The following is a 20,582-nucleotide window of genomic DNA, read 5'->3' as shown; positions in this document are numbered from 1 at the left end:
CTCGCCCAGGGCTTTTTTCGTTGGGGGCCCGTACAGGCAGGTGCAGGAACACGCATAAGATCGCGGGCTGCGTTGTGATTCACCCTTTTAGGAGCCTCCTTTGCGAAACCTCTTGTGCCTTCTGCTCGCCACCGCCGTGATGGCTCCCGCCGCCATGGCCCAGACCTCCAAACCCGTCACCACGGCCAGCGGCCTGGTCTATGAATCGCTCAAAGACGGCACGGGCGAATCGCCCAAGGCCACCGACACGGTCAAGGTGCATTACAAGGGCACGTTCCTCGACGGCAAGGAGTTCGACAGCTCCTACAAACGCGGCGAACCCACCTCGTTCCCACTCAATGGCGTGATCCCTTGCTGGACCGAAGGCGTGCAGCGCATGAAGCCGGGCGGCAAGGCCAAGCTGACTTGTCCCCCCGGCATTGCCTACGGTGCCCGGGGTGCAGGTGGCGTCATTCCCCCTAACGCCACGCTGAATTTCGAGATCGAGCTGATCTCCGTGGGCCGCTGACCCCATGCTGCTGAAGGTCGGTGACCTCGCGCGGCGCACCGGCCTCACGGTGCGCACGCTGCACCACTATGACGAGGTGGGGCTGCTCAAGCCCTCGGGCCGGTCAGACGCGGGGTACCGCCTGTACAGCCAGGCCGACGTGCAGCGGCTGCATGGCATCCAGACCATGCGTCAGATGGGCCTGGCGCTCAGCGACATTGCCGAGCTGCTGGCGGGCGAAGGGGTGGCACCCCAGCGCATCATCGGCCAGCAGATCCGGGCGCTGGACCAGCAGATCACGCAGGCCACAGAACTGCGCGGGCGCCTGACCATGCTGCGCGACGGCCTCATGGCGGGTGCTGAGCCCGACATGGGCAACTGGCTCGAGGCGCTGGCGCTGATGACCACCTACGGCAAATACTTCAGCACCACCGAACTCAAGCAGATCTTCACCAACTGGAGCCTGATCGAGGCCGACTGGCTCGTTGTCAAAGACCTGGTGCGCAGCGCCATGGACCGCCAGCTACCTCCCGATGCGCCCGAGGTGCAGGCACTGGCCTACCGCTGGATGGCGCTGATGCTGCACTGGATGGGGGGCGACCTGGACCTGCTGGACCGCTGGGGCCACATGTTTCGCACCGAGCCCAGCGCGCAGGGGCGCAACCACGCGCCGCCCGGCGACATGATCGAATACGTGGAAACCGCCATCAAGCTGCGGCTGGCGCTGCTGGAGAAGTACCTGACCCGCGACGATCTGCGCACGCTGGGCCATGTGCCGCACACCGCGTGGGCGGCACTGGAACGTGACGTGCAACAGTTGCTGGACCGCCAAATCCCCACGAACCACACCGACGCAGGGGCCGCGGCCCTGCGCTGGAACACGCTGTTCGACCAGCTGACCCGCGGCGATGCGCAATTGCGCCAGAAGCTGCTCACAGCGTCGGCCAACGAGCCGCTGCTGCAGGCGGGCTCGCCGCTGAGCGCGCCCGTGCGCGCCTACCTGCAGGCGGCGCTCGCGCTGGCCACACCCTCTCCCGCCGTCGCTACGACAGTCGCTGCGCGCCGCTGAGACACTCACACCGTCTGCAAAAAAACCACTGGAAAGTGCTTGACCCTCACGCAACGTGAGGCCCCACAGTCGGTCCCCATGAATGGATCGACACCCTCTTCCAGCCCCTCCGCCCCCACCCGGCGGTTGCACGCCCTGGACAACCTGCGCGCCACCATGATGTGGCTGGGCATCGTGCTGCATGTCTCGGTGCTCTACATGAGCCGGCCGTCGCCCCTGCCCTGGCACGACGACCGGTCCAGCCCCCTGGCAGACCTGCTGGTGGCGGTGATCCATGCCTTTCGCATGCCCTTGTTTTTCATCCTCGCCGGGTTCTTTGTAGCGGCGCTGGTCCAACGCCAGGGGCTGGCTGGCATGGTGCGCAACCGCCTGCGCCGTCTCGGTCTGCCTTTTGCGCTGTTCTGGCCGCCGCTGTTCGTGGCCTGTGCGCTGCTCGGGCTGATGTTTCTGCACCGCATGGCCTATGGCACCTGGGGTGTAGACCGCAGCCTGCTGCCCCGAGGCCCCAACGTGCCCCAGGGCCCAGCCACCATGCACCTTTGGTTCTTGTGGACGCTGCTGTGGCTGGCGCTGCTGACGCCCGTGGCATGGAGGGCGGTGCGCGCATTGCCCGCAAGGCTGCAGCAGGCCCTGCAACGCGGTGCCCTCTGGCTCGGCGGCACACCTGTGGGCCTGCTGATGCTCACGCTGCCCCTGGCGTGGATTGGCGCAGGCTACGACCACGGCATCGTCACGCCCAGCGGGTCCTTCCTGCCACCGCTGGCGGAATGGATACACAACGGGCTGTTCTACGGCTTTGGCCTGTGCCTGCACGTGCACCGCAAGGCACTGATGGCGCACTACGAACGGCACTGGCCTGCGCTGGCCGGCTTGGGGCTGGTGGGCTTTCTGGTCACTGCACTGCTCTCGGAAGTGCTGGCTCAGCCCGAGGCATCGGCCTTTGTGCTGGTGCTGGTCACCGGGGCGTTTACCGATCTGCTGGCCGCACCCGTATCGGCCACGCGCCACCTGCAGTTCTGGATGGCCCTGGCCTACAACAGCGCGTCGTGGCTCTGGAGCTTTGCGCTGATCGGGCTGTTTCTGCGCCATGTCGGCCAGCCCCGCGCCTGGCTGGCCTACCTGGCTGACAGCTCGTACTGGGTGTACTTGGTGCACCTGCCACTCACGATCGGCCTGGGTGCGTTGCTGTACGGCCTGCCCGTTCCAGCCCTGGCCAAGATGCTGATCAATGTGCTGGCCACGACCGCCCTGTGCCTGGCCAGTTACCACCTTTGCGTGCGTTTTACCGCTGTGGGCCGCTTGCTCACGGGGCGCACGCACACCCGTCATTCTTTGGGAGACCTCGTTCATGCGACCTGACACCTCACCCCGTCCTGCCCAGCCACCCGGCGCAGGCCCTGCAATCCCACCCGCAGACCCGCACGCCGCGCTGCTGCAGGACCCCAACTTCCGCTGGATGATGGGCGGCTCTGCCCTGTCCATGCTGGGCGACCAGTTCACGCTGATCGCACTGCCCTGGCTGGTGCTGCAGATGACCGGCGACACGCTGGTGCTGGGCACCGTGCTGGCCCTCATCAGCGTGCCGCGCGCCTTGTTCATCCTGATCGGCGGCGCGCTGGTAGACCGCCATTCGCCCAAGCAGGTGCTGATGATCACCAAATACGTCAACCTGGTGCTGCTGGCCGCGCTGGCGGGGCTGGTGTTTGCGGGCACGCTGTCGTTGTGGATGGTGTACGCGCTGTCGCTGGGCATTGGGCTCGCCACGGCCTTCAGCATTCCGGCGGGCACGGCCATGATGCCGTCGGTGGTGGCACGCCCCCAGCTGCAGGCCGCCAACGGCATCAGCCTGGGCCTGCGGCAGCTGACCATGTTCCTGGGGCCCTTGCTCGCGGGGCTGTTGATTGCACTGTTTGGCGCCGGTGGCGCAGCCCACACCGCCGCGGATGCGCCAGCACACGCCAACGCCACCGGCATCGGCATCGCCTTTGCGCTGGATGCGCTGAGCTTCGCCGTGTCGGCCTGGACGCTGTCCAAGGTGCAGACGCGTGCGGGCCTTGCGGGCCTTTCCGCCCCCACAGCAGCGCCACAGGCGGTGCTCGCTTCGGTGGCGCAGGGCCTCGGTCACTTCTGGCGTGACAGCGAGCTGCGCACCTGCTTTTTGTACTGGAGCGCCATTGCCCTGTTCATCATGGGACCCATCCACATCGCCATTCCGGTGCTGGCCAGCAGCAGCCCGCAGCTCGGTGCCGCCGCCTTCGGCATCATCGTGGGCGCCCATGGTGCTGGCACGCTGCTGGGCATGGTGGTGTCGGGCATGGTGCCCCGGCTGCGGTTCGGCAGCCTGGGCATGACCATTCTGGCGTTCGACGCCATCATTGGCGCGCTGTTCATGCCGCTGGGTCTGATCACCGCCGTGTGGCAAGGCGCGGTGCTGATGCTGGTCATCGGACTGCTCGGCGGCTTCATGCAGGTGAGCGTGTTCACCTGGATCCAGCACCGGGTCCCCCCAGCCCTGCTGGGCCGCGCGATGAGCCTGTTCATGTTCATCTTCATGGGCCTAGCGCCGATCTCTGCCGCCGTGACGGGCTGGGTGATGAAGAGCATCACGCTCACCCAGCTGTTCGCGGCCAGCGGCGGAACGCTGGTGGTGCTGGCGGCACTGGCCTTTGTGCTCACACCCATGCGCCGCGTGACGGATGCAGCGCCCGTCACACGCTGAGGCTCCCCACGCAAAAAAGGCTGGACCACTGTCCAGCCTTTTTGTGCCTGAGGAGGAGATCCTCAGACTTCGGTCACGAACTGCTCGCGGGGGCGGCGCACCTTCTTCAGGTTCACCAGCCAGTCGCCTTCGTCGGCGCGGTAGCCCAGCGGCAAGATGGCGACGCTGCGCAGGCCGCGCGCACGCAGGCCCAGGATTTCATCCAGCGCGTTGGGGTCGAAGCCTTCCATGGGTGTCGAGTCCACTTCTTCAAAGGCCGCAGCGATCAGGGCTGCGCTCATGCCGATGTAGGCCTGGCGGGCTGCGTGCTGGAAGTTCACTTCGGCATCACGCTGGGGGTAGCTGCTGAGCAGCATCTGGCGGTAGTTTTCCCAGCCTTCGTTCTTGAAGCCACGCTGGTCATTGGTCAGGTCGAACATCATGTTGATGCGGTCGGCCGTGTAGTTGTCCCAGGCCGCAAACACCAGCAGGTGCGAGCCGTCGGTGATCTGGGCCTGGTTCCAGGCGATGGGCTGGATCTTGGCGCGCACAGCGGGGTCGGTCACCACGATGATCTCGAACGGCTGCAGGCCGCTGGAGGTGGGCGCCAGACGGGCGGCTTCCAAAATGCGCTCCACCTTCTCTTGCGGCACCTTCTTGGCGGGGTTCATCTTCTTGGCGGCGTAGCGCCATTGCAGCTTGTTCAGCAGGGGTTGGGCGAGAGTGGTGTCTGTGGTCATGGCAGCGTCCTGAAAGAAGTTGTGGATCAAGGGATGTATCGATGGTGGAACTGTAGGCACCCCACGGTGGTTCGGTAAGCCCTGCCAAAGAAACGGATTGTTCGCAATTCATCAACAATCGACCCACAAGCGCTTTGCAACCGCGCTCTGTTGGTGCATCCGCCATCGCGTGATGCCAGATGGGCAGGCGTACACTTGAGAAAGCCTGGGCGAGCGCCCGGGCACGCACCCGGCTGACCGCGCCCCTCCATGAGTGAACCCGACCTGTCTTTTCTGGACCCTGCAGGCCGCCAGCCAGCAGCCGCAGAGCACATGCCTCGCCCGCCTGTCCCCCACTCCCGCACGCCCGGCGCTTCGGCAGAGGGCCTGGTGGCCGAGCTGCGCGCCTACCAGGCCGAACTGGAAAACCAGAACAAGGTGCTGCGCTACAGCCAGGCCGTGGCCGAGAGCGCGTACGAACGCTTCGAAACCCTGTTTGCCAGCGTGCCGCTGGCCCTCATGGTGGTGGACGACCACGACATGGTGGTGCAGGCCAACTCCATGGCGCACCGCTCTTTCCAGCCCACCGAGCGCGACCGGCCCCTGACCGCGCTGATGCCCTTTGTGTGCCCGCAAGACGCCGCGCGCGTGCGCGAAGCCTTTGCCCAGGCGCACGACCTGGGGCACAGCGAGGTCAAGGAGGTGGTGTTCACCATCAGCAATGCCACGCGCATCACCGGCGACCTGCACATTGCCCACATCGATGCACCGCAGACCAGCGGCCCGCCGCTGTCGCAGTTTTTGTGCGCGGTGATCGACCAGGGCCCGCTGCTGGCCGAGCGCCAGGCCTTGCAGCACAGTGCCGAGACCCTGCAGCAGCGCAATGAGCAGATCCGCGCCAGCGAAAAGCGGCTGGAGGCCGTCATCAACTCCGCGCTGGACGCCATCATCTGCGTGGACCAGCACCAGCGCATCACCGTCTTCAACCCCACGGCGGCCGCGCTGTTCCAGTGCAGTGCCAGCGACGCGCTGGGCAGCACGCTCGACCGATTTTTGCCCGACGCTGCACAGGCGCTGGCATTTGCCCAGCTCACCACGCAGGCCCTGCTGGGCGAGATGACGGCCCTCACCGCCAGCGGCAAGGAGCTGGCCGTGGAGGTGAGCGTGTCGTTCGAACGCCATGCTGACGGGGAAACCACCACCGTGTTCGCCCGCGACCTCACCGGTCGCAAGAAGGCCGAGGCGCACCGCAATGAGCTGGAGGCCCAGCTGCGCGAGTCGCACAAGATGCAGGCCGTGGGCACCATGGCCGGGGGCATCGCGCACGACTTCAACAACATCCTGGGCGCCATTCTGGGCAATGTGGAGCTGGCCAAGGCCGACTGCGCTGCAGGCTCGCCCGTGCTGGAGAGCCTGCTGGAGATCGACAAGGCCGGCCGCCGCGCGCGCGACCTGGTGCGCCAGATCCTCACCTTCAGCCGCAACGAGCCCCCGCAGCGCTCGGCCGTGTCGCTGGCCGAGGTGGTGCACGACACCGAGCGCCTGCTGCGCGTGACCTTGCCTCCGGCCATCGAGCTGCACATGCAACTGCAGGCGGGCCTGCCGCCCGTGCTGGCCGATGCCACGCAGGTCGAGCAGGCCCTGCTCAACCTGTGCACCAACGCCGTCCATGCGATTGGTACCGAGCGCGGCAGCATCCATGTGGAGGCCGCCACCGTGCAGCCCGACCAGCGCCTGACCGAGCGCCTGGGCCTCGCGCCCATCGACTACGTGGCCCTGACAGTGCGCGACACCGGCCCCGGCATGGACGCTGCCACGCTGGAGCGCATCTTCGAGCCCTTCTTCACCACCAAGCCCGTGGGCCAGGGCACGGGCCTGGGCCTCGCGGTGGTGCATGGCGTGATGCGCACGCACGAAGGCGGCGTGGATGTGCAAAGCGCGCCGGGCCAGGGCAGCCGGTTCACGCTGTACTTTCCGGTCGCCACCGGTGCGACTGCTGGTGCGCAGCCCAGCCCCGCCGTGCAGGCCGTGCCACTGGCCGCCGCAACGTCTGCACCGGAGCCTGCCGAACCACCCGGCGGTGCGCCTGGCAAGAAGCACCATGTGATGTACGTGGACGACGACCAGGCCCTGGTCTTCCTGGTGCAGCGCCTGCTGCGCCGCCGGGGCTACGAGGTGAGCGGCTATACCGACCCGCACGAGGCCACGGCTGCGTTGCGGGCAGCACCGCAGGCCTATGACTTGCTGGTCACCGACTACAACATGCCCGGCTTCTGTGGCGTGGACCTGGTGCGCGAGGCCCGCCTCATCCGCCCCGACCTGCCCGTGGCCCTGGCCTCGGGTTACGTCACGGCCGAGATCGAACAGGCCGCGCTGGCCGAAGGCGCGCAAGCCCTGATCCACAAACCCAATGATGTGGAAGAACTTTGCGCCACCGTGCAGCGGCTGATCGTGGGCCATGACCCTGCCTGAACACGTGGCAGATGGCGTACAGGCGCTGTACGAAGACGACGACCTGCTGGTGCTGTGCAAACCCTCCGGGCTGCTGTGTGTGCCCGGCCGGGGCCCCGACAAGCAAGACTGCCTGAGCGCCCGCGCACAGCAGCGCTGGCCCGGCGCGCTCATCGTGCACCGGCTGGACCAGGCGACCTCGGGCCTGGTGCTCATGGCGCGCCACATCGATGCACAGCGGCGCCTGGGCCACGCGTTTGCCGAGCGGCAGGTGCACAAGCGCTACCAGGCGGTGGTGCAAGGGCTGCTGGGCACAGCGGGCTGCGACTGGAGCGAGATCGACCTGCCCATTGCTGCCGACTGGGAGCGCCGCCCGCTGCGCGTCATCGACCACGCCGTGGGCAAACCCAGCCTGACCCACTGGCGTGCACTGGCGCAAGACGCTACGGCGCAGACCACGCGCATCGAGCTGGAGCCGATCACCGGCCGCACCCACCAGTTGCGCGTGCACCTGGCCGCCATCGGCCACGCCATCCTGGGCGACGGACTGTATGCCGATGCCGCCACGCAGGCACAAGCCCCGCGCCTGCTGCTGCATGCCAGTCACCTGGCCTTTGCGCACCCCACCACCGGGGAGCCGGTAGCGCTGGAGTGGGCGGCCGATTTCTAGCCAAATGGCCTGCTAGCGCTAGTGGAACATGCGCCAATCGCTATCTATTCAATAGCAAACAGTAGTTGCTGATCAGCGCCCGCCCGGCGGCACGGCGCGCGACATGGCCCATTGCACGGCCAGGATGCTCGCCAGCACCACCAGCATGCCCACCAGCGATACCCCTGTCATGGCCTGCCCCAGCAGCGCCCAGCCCAGCAGCACCGCCGTCACTGGGCTCAGCAGCCCCAGCGACGACACCGCCACCGACGGCAGGCGCGCAATGCCACGGAACCACAGCGCATAGGCCACCAGCGCGCCTGCCAGGCTGAGGTACAGATAACCCGCGATGTGGGTGGGGGTGAGTGCGGGCAAAGGCGGGTCCACCGCCCAGGCCACCGGCGCCAGCATCACGCCGCCCGCCAACAACTGCCAGCCGGTAAACGCCAGCACCGGCAAGTCAGACCGCCAGCGCCGCGACCAGAACGTGCCCGCTGCCATGCACAGCGTGCCCACCAGCGCGGCAGCCACGCCCACCATGTCCCAGCGCGCACCGGGTGACAGCAGCAGCGCCGCCATGCCCAGCACACCCAGCGCCCCGGCCACCAGCGCCAGTGCGGGCGGGCGCCGGTGGTCCAGCGCCCAGGTCAGGCCCATCACCACCAGCGGGCCCACGGCACCCACCACCGCAGCCACGCCGCCGGGCAACCGGTAGGCCGCCACAAACAGCAGCGCCTGGAACACGCCAATATTCAGCGCCGCCAGCACCATCAGGCGCCGCCACCCCACCCAGTCGCCCCAGGCCGGCCAGCGGCGGCACCACAGCACCAGCAGCAAGCCCGCGGGCAAGGTGCGCAGCAGTGCGGCGGTGAAGGGCCGGTCGGGCGGCAGCAGCTCGGTGGTGACGATGTAGGTCGAGCCCCAGATGACCGGTCCGAGCGCTGTGGTGAGCGCATCCAGCCAGGTTGAGGAACTTGCAGAAGCACGTGAAGCAGCCATATATTTATCTTCAAATCAAGACAAAAACTCTACCATACAATCTCGAATTCAAGACAAATCACCCACCACAAGCCCATGGCCACCCCACGCCAACCCGACGCCGTCGACGCCATCCTGGCCCAGTGGAAGCGCGAGCGCCCCGACCTGGACGCGAGCCCCATGGGCCCCATCGGGCGCATCAAGCGCTGCGCCGCGCTGCTGGAGCGGCGGCTGGATGAAACCTTTGCCGAATTCGGCCTGAGCCGCTGGGAGTTCGACATGCTGGCCACACTGCGCCGCAGTGGAGCGCCCTACTGCCTGGCGCCGACCACGCTGTTCTCCACGCTCATGGTCACATCGGGCACCATGACGCACCGCATGGCCAAACTCGAAGCCCAGGGCTGGATCGAGCGCCTGCCCAACCCGGCCGATGCCCGCAGCTCGCTCGTGCAGCTCACGCCCCAAGGGCTGGAGCTGATCGACCGCGCCGTGGAAGCCCATGTAGCCAACGAACACCGCATCCTTTCGGCCCTCAAGGCGGCCGATCTGGCCGCGCTGGATGCGCGGCTGGCCCTGCTGCTGTCCGCTTTGGAGTCACGCAGAGGCCAGTGAAGACACCCGGCGCTGTGTACTGCGCAGTAACATGGCGGGATGCCTCAAAACCACCTCTACATCCTCACCGGCGCATCGCGCGGCATGGGCCTGGCCATGGCCCAGCAGCTCTTGCGCAGCGGCAATACCCTGATCTGCATCGCCCGCAGCGCCAACGATGACCTGACCGCCGAGGCCCGGGCCGCAGGCGTCGCCATTGAACAGTGGCAGCAAGACCTGTCGCAGGGCGAGCAGGCGGCCCACAAGCTGCAAGCCTGGCTGCAGGCCCAGGGCCCGCAGGCGTTTGCCAGCGCCACCCTCATCAACAACGCGGGCATGATCCCGCGCATCGCCCCGCTGTCGGCCAGCGACGCGGAAGACCTGGCCACCGCCCTGCGCGTGGGGCTGGAGGCGCCCATGCAGCTCACCGCTGCCTTCCTGGGCGCGACGGACACCTGGACCGTGCCACGCAAGGTGCTCAACATCTCCTCAGGCCTCGGCCGCCGGGCCATGGCCTCGCAGGCCGCGTACTGCGCCGCCAAAGCGGGCATGGACCATTTCACCCGGTGCGTGGCGCTGGACGAGGCCATCAAGCCCCATGGGGCCAAGGTATGCTCACTGGCGCCCGGTGTGATCGACACCGACATGCAGGTCCAGTTGCGCGGCGCCGACCCGGCTGCCTTCCCGGACCGCCATAATTTCGCCAACCTCAAGACGGGTGGCCAGCTCACATCGCCTGCCGACGCCGCCACCCGCGTGCTCGCCTGGCTGGAGCGCGCAGACTTCGGCACCAACCCGGTGGCCGATGTGCGCGAGGCGTGAGCCCATTTACTCCTACTTTGATAGCTGCAACCGCATGATTCACTAGCGCTTGCAGCCGTTTTGACCTGAATTTCTCTGAAAGGACCTCCCCATGACCCGTGAAGTCGTCGTCGTCAGCGCAGTGCGCACCGCCATTGGCACCTTTGGTGGCAGCCTCAAGGACGTGCCCCCCACCGAACTGGGTGCACTCGTCGTGCGCGAATCGCTTGCCCGCGCCAACGTGGAAGGCAAGGACGTGGGCCACGTGGTGTTCGGCCATGTGGTCAACACCGAACCCAAGGACATGTACCTGTCACGCGTGGCAGCCATCCACGGCGGCTGCGGCGAAGGCACGCCCGCCTACAACGTCAACCGCCTGTGCGGCTCGGGCCTGCAGGCCATCGTCAATGCCAGCCAGTCCATCCTGCTGGGCGACACCGATGTGGCCATTGGCGCCGGTGCCGAGAACATGAGCCGTGTGCCCTTTGCCAGCCTGAACATGCGCTGGGGCGCCCGCATGGGCGACACCAAGATGGTGGACATGATGATCGGCGCACTGCACGACCCCTTCCACAACATCCACATGGGTGTGACGGCCGAGAACATCGCCGCCAAGTGGGGCATCAGCCGCGAAGACCAGGACAAGCTGGCGGTCGAGAGCCACAACCGCGCCGAGCGCGCCACGCAGGCCGGTGTGTTCAAGGACCAGATCGTGCCCGTCACCCTGAAGAGCAAGAAGGGCGACGTGTTGTACGCCACCGACGAGCACTTCCGCCCCGGCGCCACGATGGACGACCTGGCCAAGCTCAAGCCCGTTTTCATCAAGGAAAACGGCACGGTGACGGCTGGCAACGCCTCGGGCATCAACGACGCCGCCGCCGCCGTGGTGCTGATGGAAGCTGGTGCTGCCAAGGCCCGTGGCGCCAAGCCCCTGGCCCGCCTGGTGGCCTACGCCCACGCGGGCGTGGACCCCAAGTACATGGGCATCGGCCCCGTGCCCGCCACGCAGCTGGCGCTGAAGAAAGCGGGCCTCACCGTCAACGACCTGGACGTGATCGAAGCCAACGAGGCTTTTGCCGCCCAGGCCTGCGCCGTGACCAAGGACCTGGGCCTGGACCCGGCCAAGGTCAACCCCAACGGCTCGGGCATCTCGCTGGGTCACCCCATCGGCGCCACCGGTGCGCTCATCACCGTCAAGGCCATCCATGAGCTGCAACGCATCCAGGGCCGCTATGCGCTGGTGACGATGTGCATTGGCGGCGGCCAGGGCATTGCGGCGATTTTTGAGCGCCTCTGACCTGCACGCGGGTGCGCACACTGCCATCGCCACCTGCGATGCTGCCACCTGCTATTGGCAATGCGAGCGCCACAGTCGATCAGCGATCATTGGCGCCCGCTGCCCCAGATCAGCCGGGCCACCGCAGCCGCACCCAGCGGCCTGGCGGCGACCCGCACACCACTGAACCGACGGAGACACCTCTCACCATGATGCGCACCCTGCTTTCCTTCACCGCCCTCGCCTTCGCGCTGGGCTCCACGGCCCACGCCCAGGCGCCTGCGCCCGCTGCGGCATACCCCGCCAAGCCCATCCGCCTGATCGTGCCCTTCCCGCCCGGCGGCGGCACCGACATCCTGTCGCGCCTGGTGGCCACCAAGCTCACCGAAAGCGCCAAGTGGACCGTGGTGGCCGACAACCGCGCCGGCGCAGGCGGCACCATCGGCATTGGCGAGGCCGTCAAGGCCGCGCCCACGGGCTATGACCTGGTCATGGGCCAGAAAGACAACCTGGTGATCGGCCCCTGGCTGTACAAAAACCTGCCCTGGGACCCCACCAAGGACCTGACCGCCGTGGCCCATGTGGCCTACACGCCCGTGGTCATTGCCACCAGTGCCAACTCCAAGTTCAAGACGCTGGCCGACGTGGTGGCTGCTGCCAAGGCAGCGCCCGGCACCATCACCTATGGGTCGCCCGGCAACGGCACCTCGATCCATCTGGCAGGCGACCTGTTCGAGAAGGCTGCGGGCATCAAGCTCAGCCACATCCCTTACAAGGGCTCCAACCCTGCGCTGATGGATGCGCTGTCGGGCAACGTGGACCTGCTCATGTCCTCGGTGCCATCGGCCATGGCCCAGATCAAGTCGGGCAAGCTGCGCCCGCTGGCCGTGACCTCGGCCAAGCGCAGCTCGTCCATGCCCGAAGTACCCACCGTGTCCGAGTCGGGCTTCAAGGACTTTGATGTGAGCACCTGGTACGGCGTGTTTGCGCCCGCAGGTACACCGGCCACCGTGGTGAACGTCGTCAATGCAGAAATCAACAAGCTGCTGGCCACCCCTGAAATGAAGGCCGCCATCCACGCCCAGGGTGCCGAGCCGGAGGCCATGTCGTCCGCTCAGTTCAACACCCTGCTCAAGACCGACTACGCCAAGTGGAAGGGCATTGTGGAAGCCTCGGGCGCGAAGATTGAGTGACCCCCTGAGGCGCTTTGCGCCTTCCCCCTGAGGGGGACGCACCCGGTGGACTGGCAGAGCCAGCTCCACGGGTGCACTGGCCTGGAGAGCGCCTGGTCCGCGAACAACGGACAGCAGGTGATGCGCGACATCATCGAGAACTGAAATAAAAAACGGCTCCTTTCGGAGCCGTTCTTCATGGGGGAGCGTGTTCAGTCCCGCACAACCAGCACGGGGATGTGCACCACACCCAGCACACGCTGCGTGACGCTGCCCAGCACCAGCTTTTCCAGGCCGCGGCGGCCATGGGAGCCCATCACGATGAGGTCGGCGCCAGTGCTCTCCAGCGCGCGCAGGATGCCGTCGTGCACCGCATGCCCCTCGCCCACCACGGTGGTGACCTGCACACCCGCATCGGCCATGGCCTTCTTGGTGGCATCCAGCGCGGCATTGGCCTCGGCTGTGGCGGCGCTGATGTATTGCGCCTGGCCGTACGCAAAGTCGGCGCCCACGCCGGTGAAGGGATACGGGTCGATCACGTACACCGCCGTGACGACGCTGCCAAAGGTTTTGGCCAGGCCTGCAGCCTTGGAGACGGCCAGCATGGAGGTCTTGGAACCGTCGACAGGAACCAGAATGTGTTTGAACATGGTGCTACTCCTTGAATGAGGGGTGGGACCAGGCTTGTGGCCTGACCATGGGCGACAGTGTGAACCGCCACCATACCCCGCATCTTGATTCGCATCAAATCGGATGCACTTCTGCCGCAGTGTTCAGGCCCCGGACGGCGCCAGCCCCACCACGTCCGCGCCCTGGAAGTTCCCCCGCCGGCAGGTCACCACCAGGGTGTCGCGGTAGCCTCCGTCCTTGAGTGGCTGGATGGGCGTGGACTCGTGGATCATGCGCGCGTCGTCCAGCAACAGCAGCGACCAGGGCTGCGTCAGCGTAAAGCGCTGCCCCGCAGGGCCGTTGGCCTCAAACACCCGCGTCTCGCCACCCTTGACGCCCTCGCGCCCCACCAGAAACACCGCCACCAGATCCACCCCGTCGCGGTGGGCACCTTCGGGTGTGGGGCGACCAATGCCGTCGGTGGTGTCGATGCGGAACTGGTGCGCCTCTACAAACCAGGGCACCGGTGCCTGCGGCCCGGCAAACACGGCGTCCGACACGCCCGCCAGCGCGGCCAGCAATTGCTGCCACACGGGCTGCGCCACGGTGGCGGGCTCCATGGGGGCAAACCAGCGCTCCATGCCGCCGTGCAGCGCGTTGTACTCCACGGGCTGCCAGTGGGCACGGTGCGGCACCTGCTCCATCCGGCCCTCCTGCAGCACAAAGCAGGCGTGGCGACGGCGGCGGTAGCGGCCACCGTCCTTCAGGAATTCATCGGGCGGCAAGGCTGCCCAGTCGCTGTTGAGGGCCAGCAGCGCCGACAGGTCACAGCCAACCCACTCGGCAACGGCCTCAGGGCTGAGCACGGCAAAGCCGCTGCTTTGCAGCTGGCTGGCGACGTCAGCCGGTGTAGTGAAAGGGGGAAAAAAGGAGACTTGAGCCATAGAGGCCCGAGCTTAACCGCAGCCGCCACCACAGGTTCTGCGATGACGCAAACAGGGTGGGTGCAGTGTGGGGGCCGCATCCGGATCCACGCAACCGGCCAGCCCCCGTGGTCGCAAGCCGCTCAGTCCCGGTTGCCATGGCCCTTGCCACGGCCTTCACCCTTGCCATGCCCGCGGTCATGGTCACGGTCGTGTTTGCCACCGCGTCCACGGTCGTCATCCCAGCGATGGTCATCACGCCCGCGCGGACCCTGGTACGGGTTGCCACGGCGTGGGGGCGGCTCCTGCACAAAGTAGACCGGCTGGCTGCAGGCGTTGTAGCGAGCGCAGTGTTTACCCCAGTTCTTGGCATGGCCGGGCGGCACATACAGGTAAATGGGCGCACGCGGCACCACCACAGCAGGGCGCTGGATGATGACGGGCTCTGCGTAAATCAGCGGCGGTGGCGGTGCATTGCCAATGTTGATGCGGCCATACACGCCGGGTGCCAGTTCGCCCCCCACGGTGGCATTGACGTAGGCCTGCGCATGCGCGCCGCCCGCCAGGCCGAGGAGCGCGGCCGCAGCCGCACCCGAAACAAGAAGACGGATCGTGGGAAACATGGTGTTTTTCATGGAAAGCTCCTGCTGACTGCCACACCGTGCACGCAAACAGTGTGTGCACAGGGAGGGCGGCCCTGTGTGAGTCACAAGGCTTCTTGTACCTTACACCTTTCAGACGCTACAAAATGTCAGCCAATGGCGACAGTTGTTGGCGCGAGATGAGGTACCGCGAGGCCTTGGCTGCCAGCGCCCAAGCCCGATATACGTCCACCGGCATCACGACACCGTTGCACTGGCAGCCGCCTGCTGCAGTGCCTCCGCCGGCCCGGGGCGCCCGAACAGGTAGCCCTGCCAGGTGTGGCAGCCGAGCCCGGCCAGCATGTCGCGTTGCTCCTGGGTTTCGACCCCCTCGGCAATCACCCCCAGGTCCAGGCTCTGGGCCAGGGTCACGATGGTGCGGGCAATGCTGGCGTCATTGGCGTCGGTGAGCAGGTCGCGCACAAAGCTTTGGTCGATCTTGAGCTGGTCCAGCGGCAAGCGCTTGAGGTAGCTCAGGCTCGAATAACCCGTGCCAAAGTCGTCCAGCGAGAAGCCCAGGCCCGACGCACGCAAGGTGTCCATGCGCTGGATGATGTCCTCCACATCGTCCAGAAGCAAGGTCTCGGTCAACTCCAGCTTCAGCCGGTGCGGGTTGGCGCCGGTTTCTTCCAGCACGCCCAGCACTTCGTCCACAAAGTGGCTGTGGCGGAACTGCCGTGCGCTCACGTTCACGGCCAAGGTCCAGTGGGCAGTCTGCGGGTCGCGTGCCCACTCCACCAGTTGCAGGCAGGCCGTGCGCAGAATCCACACGCCCAGCGGCACGATGAGGCCCGAGGCTTCGGCCACCGGAATGAACTCGGCGGGCGACACCAGCCCGCGCTGCGGATGCTGCCAGCGCACCAACGCCTCGGCGCCCACAATGCCTCGCTGCTGATGAATCTGTGCCTGATAGTGCAGCAAGAATTGCCCCTCGCGCAGCCCGTCGCGCAAGCCCGCCTCCAGCAGCGTGCGCGCGGTCACGTTGGCCTGGGTGCGCGGGTCAAAGAACCGCAAGGTGTTGCGGCCTGCGCCCTTGGCCTGGTACATGGCCATGTCGCCGTGCTTGAGCAATTCGTCCACCGAGCCGCGTGCATCGGCATACAGCGCAATGCCTATGCTGCAAGAACTGTGGTGTGAATGGCCGTCGAGCTGGTAGCTCTGGCTGAGAGCCTGCAGCACCGTGCGCCCCACTGTTTCGGCCTGGGCGGCCGCTTCGTGCGCCTGCGGGCTGAGCCCCTCCAGCAGCACCACAAATTCGTCTCCACCCAAGCGCGCGACGGTGTCGCCCATGCGCACGCAGCCCCCCAGGCGTGCGGCGACCTGGCGCAGCAGCTGGTCGCCCAGCTCGTGGCCCTGGGTGTCGTTCAGGTCCTTGAAGTTGTCCAGATCCACAAACAGCAACGCACCGCCCGCGCCTGAGCGTGCGCTGGCGGCCAGGCTGTGTTGCAGGCGGTCATTCATCAACCGACGGTTGGGCAGGCCCGTGAGCGGGTCGTAGAAGGCCAGCAGGCGGATTTCTTCTTCAGCAGCCTTGCGGCTGGAGATGTCCGTCTGCGTGCCCACGTAATGGGTGATCTCACCGCGTGGCGAACGCACGGTGGTGATGGTGATCCAGGCCGGATATTCGGTGCCGTCCTTGCGCCGGTTCCATACCTCGCCCTGCCACATGCCGCTGGAGTGCAAGGTGTTCTTCATGGCCGCATAAAAAGACGCGTCCTGGCGGCCCGAGTGCAGCAGGCGCGGCGTCTGGCCCACCAGCTCGTCCACCGTGTAGCCGGTCAGCCGCGCGTAGGCCTGGTTGGCTTTGAGGATCCTCTGGTCGGGCCCTGTCACGATCATGCCCTCGAACGACTCAAACACCGTGGCAGCAATCTGCAGCGATTCTTCGGCCTTGCTGCGCTCGGTGATGTCGGTCGAGATGCCACACAGCGCATAAATGCTGCCATCCGCGTGGCGCAGCGGAATCTTGATCGACAAAAACGCGCGGGTCTCGCCCGTGGCGGCGGGCGTGTTCACCTCCTCCGCCTCCAGCGTCTCGCCGTCCTCCAGCACCCGGCGGTCATTGGCTCGCAGCCGTTGCGCCGTGGCTGCGTCGAAAAACGCCGCATCGTCATGGCCTAATACCTCGTGCGCCGGCCTGCCAAAGTAATGCAGCGTGTGGTGGTTGGCGTACTGGTAACGGTAGTCCTTGCCCTTGATGTAGATGAACGCGCCAACACTGTCCAAAATGGTGGTGAGCTTTTGCTCGCTGTCCCGCAAGTGGCGCGTACGTTCTTGGACCTGGCGACGCAAGATCGCAACCATCAACGCAGCCAGCAAGCTGAACGCCACCAAGCCCGCAAGCCCCCGCCACACCCAGGGGGAAATCTGCACGCCAGGGTCTTGCCCGCCCCAGTGGCGCATCACTTGGGCATAGGCCGGGTCGGCGCCACTGCGCCAGTTCTCGACGGATCGGTCAATGGCCGCCAACACATCTGCATTGCGACCGGGGCCGGTCGCAAAGAACAGCGTAGCGGGCTGGAACACAATGCCCGTGTCCACCACGCCATAGCGGGCCGAATGGAAATTGCCGAACAGATGGTTGGAGATGACCGCATCGGCCTCGCCCCGCTGCACCATGGCAAACGCATCTATCAGGCTGGGCGCATCCACCAAAGTCACCTGGATGCCAAAGCTGTCCACCATGTTCAGGAATGTGGACCGCTGCACGGAGCCCTTGAGCACCGCGACCCGCTTGCCCTGCAGGTCAAACAACGAGTAGATGGGCGCGCCTGATGTCCGGTAGATCTGCGACCAGCTGTGCAGCACTGGCAGGCGGTGAAAGTCATACAGGATCTCGCGCTCGGGCGAGCGAGCCACGTCGGGCATCAGGTCGAGTCGGCCCTCGCGCAGCGCATCCAGGCAGTCCTGCCAGCTGCAGGGCACATATTTGATGGTCCACTGCTCGCGCGCAGCCACCAATTGCAGCAGATCCACAAAGATGCCTGCGGCCTTGCCGTCGGCATCCACAAACACCTTGGGTTCGTTCGAGTACACGCCCACACGCAGCTCGCGGGGCGCCGCAGCAATGCTGGCGCTGGCCGTCAATACGGCCGCCCACACAATGCCTTTGAGCCACGCGGCACAGCGCCGCACCAGCCAGTTCACGCCAGGTTTCACACCGGACCCCCCAGGTGATGGAGAAACCATGTTAACGAATGCTTGCAAAAACCTCCAAAAATTAACTACCGTGTGCCGGTTGGGGTAGCATGTGCCACACCCCCGCCCCGCCCAGGAGACAGCGATGCCCCATGAACGCCGCCACTTCGTCCGCGTTGGTTTTGATGCACCGGCCCTGCTGACCACGGCCACCGACGCATTCAGCGTGCATGTGCTGGATTTGTCGCTCAAGGGCGCGTTGATCATGGTGCCCGCGCAGGCCACGCTGGGGCAAGGCACGTTGTGCCAACTGACCATCCCCCTGGCCGACACCGGCAACCACATCGCCATGTCCACCGAGGTGGCCCACGTGCAAGGCCTGCACACCGGTCTGCTGTGCAAGGGCATTGACCTGGACAGCGTCACCCACCTGCGCCGTCTGATCGAGCTGCAACTGGGCGACCCCGCCCTGCTGGAGCGGGACCTGGGCGAACTGACCATGGCGGGCGCGGCGCACTGACGGCCGCCGCAGGGCTCGTCACCGCCGCCGCAGCGGCACCTCTTTTCTTCTTGGCGCGTTTGTCAAACCGGCGGGTGCCGACCCATCACTGCGCTTCCTGCTCCTGCAGCGCGCGCCACATCACTTTGCCGCTGCCGCTCTTGGGCAACGCCGGCACAAACTGCACGATGCGCGGCACTTTGTAGACGGCCATGTTCTCGCGGCACCAGTCGATGATCTGCTGCTCGGTCGTGTCCTTGTGGGTGGCGCGCAGCACCACCACCGCCTTGACTGTCTCGCCCCGGTAGCTGTCCTTGGCCGCGATGATGCAGGCCTCCTGGATCGCAGGGTGGCGGAACATCAACGCCTCGACCTCGGCGGGCCACACCTTGAAGCCGCTGGCATTGATCATGCGTTTGAGCCGGTCGGTCAAAAAGAAGTAACCGTCCTCGTCCATGCGCCCCAAGTCGCCCGAACGGAAGAACCGCTTGCCCTCGAACTCAATGAAGGCCGACGCCGTGGCATCGGGCCGCTTCCAGTAACCCTCGAACACCTCGGGGCCATGGATGATGATCTCGCCCTGCTCGCCCACCGGCAGCTCCTGCAGCGTGTCGGGGTCGATCACCCGCGCGTCGGTGCTCATGAACGGAATGCCCAGGCACTGCTGCTTGGGGTGGTCGGGCGGGTTGGCGTGCGACGGAGCGGCTGTCTCGGTCAGGCCATAGCCCTCGGAATACCGCAGGCCATACTGCTCCAGCAGGCGCTGCGCCACTGCCTGCGGCATGGCGGCCCCACCACCACCGATATAGGCCAGGCTGGACAGGTCATAGCTGGCAAAGTTCGGGCTGCCCAGCAGGTCGATGACCATGGTGGGAATGTTGGTCCAGGTGGTGACCTGGTAGCGCGATATGAGGCGCCCGGCCAGGTCGCGGTCCCACCGGGGCATGATGACCAGCGTGGCGCCGCAGTAGATCGACGTGTGCATCACGCTCACCATGCCGGTGATGTGGAACATGGGCACCACCGCCAGCGTCACATTGTCGGCTGACCCATTGCCCCACAGGCTGGCGGCCACCGTGTTGTGCATGATGCTTTTGTGCAGGTGCATACAGCCCTTGGGCAGGCCTGTGGTGCCACTGGTGTAGGGCAGCAGCGCCAGGTCGGCCGGGCCTACCGACAGGGCGGGTGGCGCGTCCGCACAGGCCAGGGCGTCCGTCCAGGCGTGGACCTGCCCGCCCTCCAGCGCAGGCAAGGGGTGGCGCGTGCCCAGCCAGTCTATCCAAGCCTCGGGCGGCGCATCCATGCCGGTCACGGCCACGTCGAACGCATCCGAGAACTGCGTGACCACCAGATGCGCCAGCCGCTCGCCAGGGGCCAACGCATTGCAGGCCTTGGCCATCTCCGGAGCCAGATCACCGGTGGTGATCGCAACCTTGGTGTCAGGATCGGTGATGTAGTGCTTGAGCTCTTCGGCCCGGTTCATCGGATTGACCGGCACCACCACCGCATTGGCCCGCAGGATGGCAAAGTGGGCCATTACCAGCTGCGGGCAGTTCTGCATGCACAGCACCACGCGGTCGCCCCGCTGCACCCCCAGTTGCGCCAGCCGCGCAGCCAGGCGCTCCGCGCCTTCCATCAGTTGCCGGTAGCTGACCGCGGTGCCGAAAAACACCAACGCCGCCTTGTCGGGGTAGCGACGTGCATTGGTCGCCAGGTTGTCCCACAGCGGGGTGGCAGGCAGTGTGATGGCGTGGGGAAGGCGGCGGGGCCAGAACTTGTAGTGAGGGCGCATGGGGCAGACAGTCTCCTTTTGATCGCAAGCCTAGTTCGCAGCCCTCAGCACGACAATGGGGTGCCCCTCGGCAAGCGTCGCCAACGCGA

At 66.4% G+C, this 20,582-nt stretch carries 18 protein-coding genes; 11 read left to right on the top strand and 7 right to left on the bottom strand.

All coding sequences use genetic code 11. The features are described from left to right. Window positions 1-100: 100 nt before the first annotated feature. The 4 genes from ACTJKQ_RS14925 (at window position 101) to ACTJKQ_RS14910 (ending at window position 4,275) form a co-directional block, all read left to right on the top strand. On the top strand, window positions 101-508 hold the full coding sequence (locus ACTJKQ_RS14925; protein WP_056067685.1) for an FKBP-type peptidyl-prolyl cis-trans isomerase: 408 nt from the start codon (window positions 101-103) through the stop codon (window positions 506-508). A gap of 4 nt (window positions 509-512) precedes the next feature. Beyond that, window positions 513-1,556: a MerR family transcriptional regulator gene (locus tag ACTJKQ_RS14920; protein WP_440597312.1), complete on the top strand. Its 1,044-nt coding sequence runs from the start codon at window positions 513-515 to the stop codon at window positions 1,554-1,556. A gap of 78 nt (window positions 1,557-1,634) precedes the next feature. Next, window positions 1,635-2,915, top strand: coding sequence for an acyltransferase family protein (locus tag ACTJKQ_RS14915; RefSeq protein WP_440597311.1), 1,281 nt, complete (start codon window positions 1,635-1,637; stop codon window positions 2,913-2,915). Beyond that, on the top strand, window positions 2,905-4,275 hold the full coding sequence (locus tag ACTJKQ_RS14910; protein WP_440597310.1) for an MFS transporter: 1,371 nt from the start codon (window positions 2,905-2,907) through the stop codon (window positions 4,273-4,275). Before ACTJKQ_RS14915 ends, ACTJKQ_RS14910 begins: the two co-directional genes overlap by 11 nt. A gap of 62 nt (window positions 4,276-4,337) precedes the next feature. On the opposite strand, the gene ACTJKQ_RS14905 is transcribed toward ACTJKQ_RS14910, so the two are convergent. Continuing rightward, window positions 4,338-4,994 (bottom strand): NAD(P)H-dependent oxidoreductase, encoded by a 657-nt coding sequence (locus tag ACTJKQ_RS14905; protein ID WP_056067837.1) that lies wholly within the window; start codon window positions 4,992-4,994, stop codon window positions 4,338-4,340. A gap of 249 nt (window positions 4,995-5,243) precedes the next feature. Here ACTJKQ_RS14905 and ACTJKQ_RS14900 point away from each other — a divergent pair, with 249 nt between their 5' ends. Further along, complete coding sequence (locus ACTJKQ_RS14900; protein ID WP_440597309.1) at window positions 5,244-7,445, top strand: PAS domain-containing hybrid sensor histidine kinase/response regulator; 2,202 nt, start codon at window positions 5,244-5,246, stop codon at window positions 7,443-7,445. After that, window positions 7,432-8,094, top strand: coding sequence for an RluA family pseudouridine synthase (locus ACTJKQ_RS14895; protein WP_440597308.1), 663 nt, complete (start codon window positions 7,432-7,434; stop codon window positions 8,092-8,094). The genes ACTJKQ_RS14900 and ACTJKQ_RS14895 overlap by 14 nt, the downstream gene beginning before the upstream one ends. Window positions 8,095-8,166: 72 nt before the next feature. Here the strand turns inward: ACTJKQ_RS14895 and ACTJKQ_RS14890 are convergent, their stop codons facing one another. After that, entirely contained in the window at window positions 8,167-9,072 is a 906-nt protein-coding gene (locus ACTJKQ_RS14890; RefSeq protein ID WP_440597307.1) for an EamA family transporter, read from the bottom strand. Window positions 9,073-9,147: 75 nt separating this feature from the next. On the opposite strand from ACTJKQ_RS14890, the gene ACTJKQ_RS14885 reads away from it, so the two are divergent. The 4 genes from ACTJKQ_RS14885 to ACTJKQ_RS14870 all read left to right on the top strand — a co-directional run bounded on the left by ACTJKQ_RS14885 (window position 9,148) and on the right by ACTJKQ_RS14870 (window position 12,912). After that, the gene (locus tag ACTJKQ_RS14885; RefSeq protein WP_440597306.1) at window positions 9,148-9,663 is read left to right on the top strand and encodes a MarR family winged helix-turn-helix transcriptional regulator; all 516 of its coding nucleotides are present in this window, start codon (window positions 9,148-9,150) and stop codon (window positions 9,661-9,663) included. Window positions 9,664-9,702: 39 nt separating this feature from the next. Further along, window positions 9,703-10,464 (top strand): SDR family NAD(P)-dependent oxidoreductase, encoded by a 762-nt coding sequence (locus ACTJKQ_RS14880; protein ID WP_440597305.1) that lies wholly within the window; start codon window positions 9,703-9,705, stop codon window positions 10,462-10,464. A 91-nt stretch (window positions 10,465-10,555) separates the two neighbouring features. Then, entirely contained in the window at window positions 10,556-11,740 is a 1,185-nt protein-coding gene (gene bktB / locus ACTJKQ_RS14875) for a beta-ketothiolase BktB (protein ID WP_121943080.1), read from the top strand. Window positions 11,741-11,928: 188 nt separating this feature from the next. Continuing rightward, window positions 11,929-12,912 carry a tripartite tricarboxylate transporter substrate binding protein gene (locus ACTJKQ_RS14870; protein ID WP_056067663.1) on the top strand — a complete coding sequence of 328 codons (984 nt, stop codon included), beginning with the start codon at window positions 11,929-11,931 and terminating at the stop codon, window positions 12,910-12,912. Between the two features lie 191 nt (window positions 12,913-13,103). Here the strand turns inward: ACTJKQ_RS14870 and ACTJKQ_RS14865 are convergent, their stop codons facing one another. From ACTJKQ_RS14865 to ACTJKQ_RS14850, 4 genes are all read right to left on the bottom strand, one after another. Continuing rightward, a complete protein-coding gene (locus ACTJKQ_RS14865) occupies window positions 13,104-13,541 on the bottom strand; it encodes a universal stress protein (RefSeq protein ID WP_440597304.1) in 438 nt (145 codons plus the stop codon). Between the two features lie 123 nt (window positions 13,542-13,664). Beyond that, the gene (locus ACTJKQ_RS14860; protein WP_440597303.1) at window positions 13,665-14,444 is read right to left on the bottom strand and encodes a 2OG-Fe dioxygenase family protein; all 780 of its coding nucleotides are present in this window, start codon (window positions 14,442-14,444) and stop codon (window positions 13,665-13,667) included. 122 nt (window positions 14,445-14,566) lie between these two features. Continuing rightward, window positions 14,567-15,058, bottom strand: coding sequence for a hypothetical protein (locus ACTJKQ_RS14855; protein ID WP_056067657.1), 492 nt, complete (start codon window positions 15,056-15,058; stop codon window positions 14,567-14,569). 204 nt (window positions 15,059-15,262) lie between these two features. Beyond that, on the bottom strand, window positions 15,263-18,253 hold the full coding sequence (locus tag ACTJKQ_RS14850; RefSeq protein ID WP_440597302.1) for an EAL domain-containing protein: 2,991 nt from the start codon (window positions 18,251-18,253) through the stop codon (window positions 15,263-15,265). A 94-nt stretch (window positions 18,254-18,347) separates the two neighbouring features. Here ACTJKQ_RS14850 and ACTJKQ_RS14845 point away from each other — a divergent pair, with 94 nt between their 5' ends. Next, window positions 18,348-18,722, top strand: a complete 375-nt coding sequence (locus tag ACTJKQ_RS14845) for a PilZ domain-containing protein (RefSeq protein ID WP_056067655.1) — start codon at window positions 18,348-18,350, stop codon at window positions 18,720-18,722. An 85-nt stretch (window positions 18,723-18,807) separates the two neighbouring features. On the opposite strand, the gene ACTJKQ_RS14840 is transcribed toward ACTJKQ_RS14845, so the two are convergent. Beyond that, on the bottom strand, window positions 18,808-20,493 hold the full coding sequence (locus tag ACTJKQ_RS14840; RefSeq protein ID WP_440597301.1) for a long-chain fatty acid--CoA ligase: 1,686 nt from the start codon (window positions 20,491-20,493) through the stop codon (window positions 18,808-18,810). Window positions 20,494-20,582 lie beyond the last annotated feature (89 nt).

Origin of the sequence: Acidovorax sp. 22279, assembly GCF_052045435.1 — a bacterium.
GTDB classification, from domain to species: domain Bacteria; phylum Pseudomonadota; class Gammaproteobacteria; order Burkholderiales; family Burkholderiaceae_C; genus Acidovorax; species Acidovorax delafieldii.
This window is presented reverse-complemented; position numbering and strand designations above follow the sequence as displayed.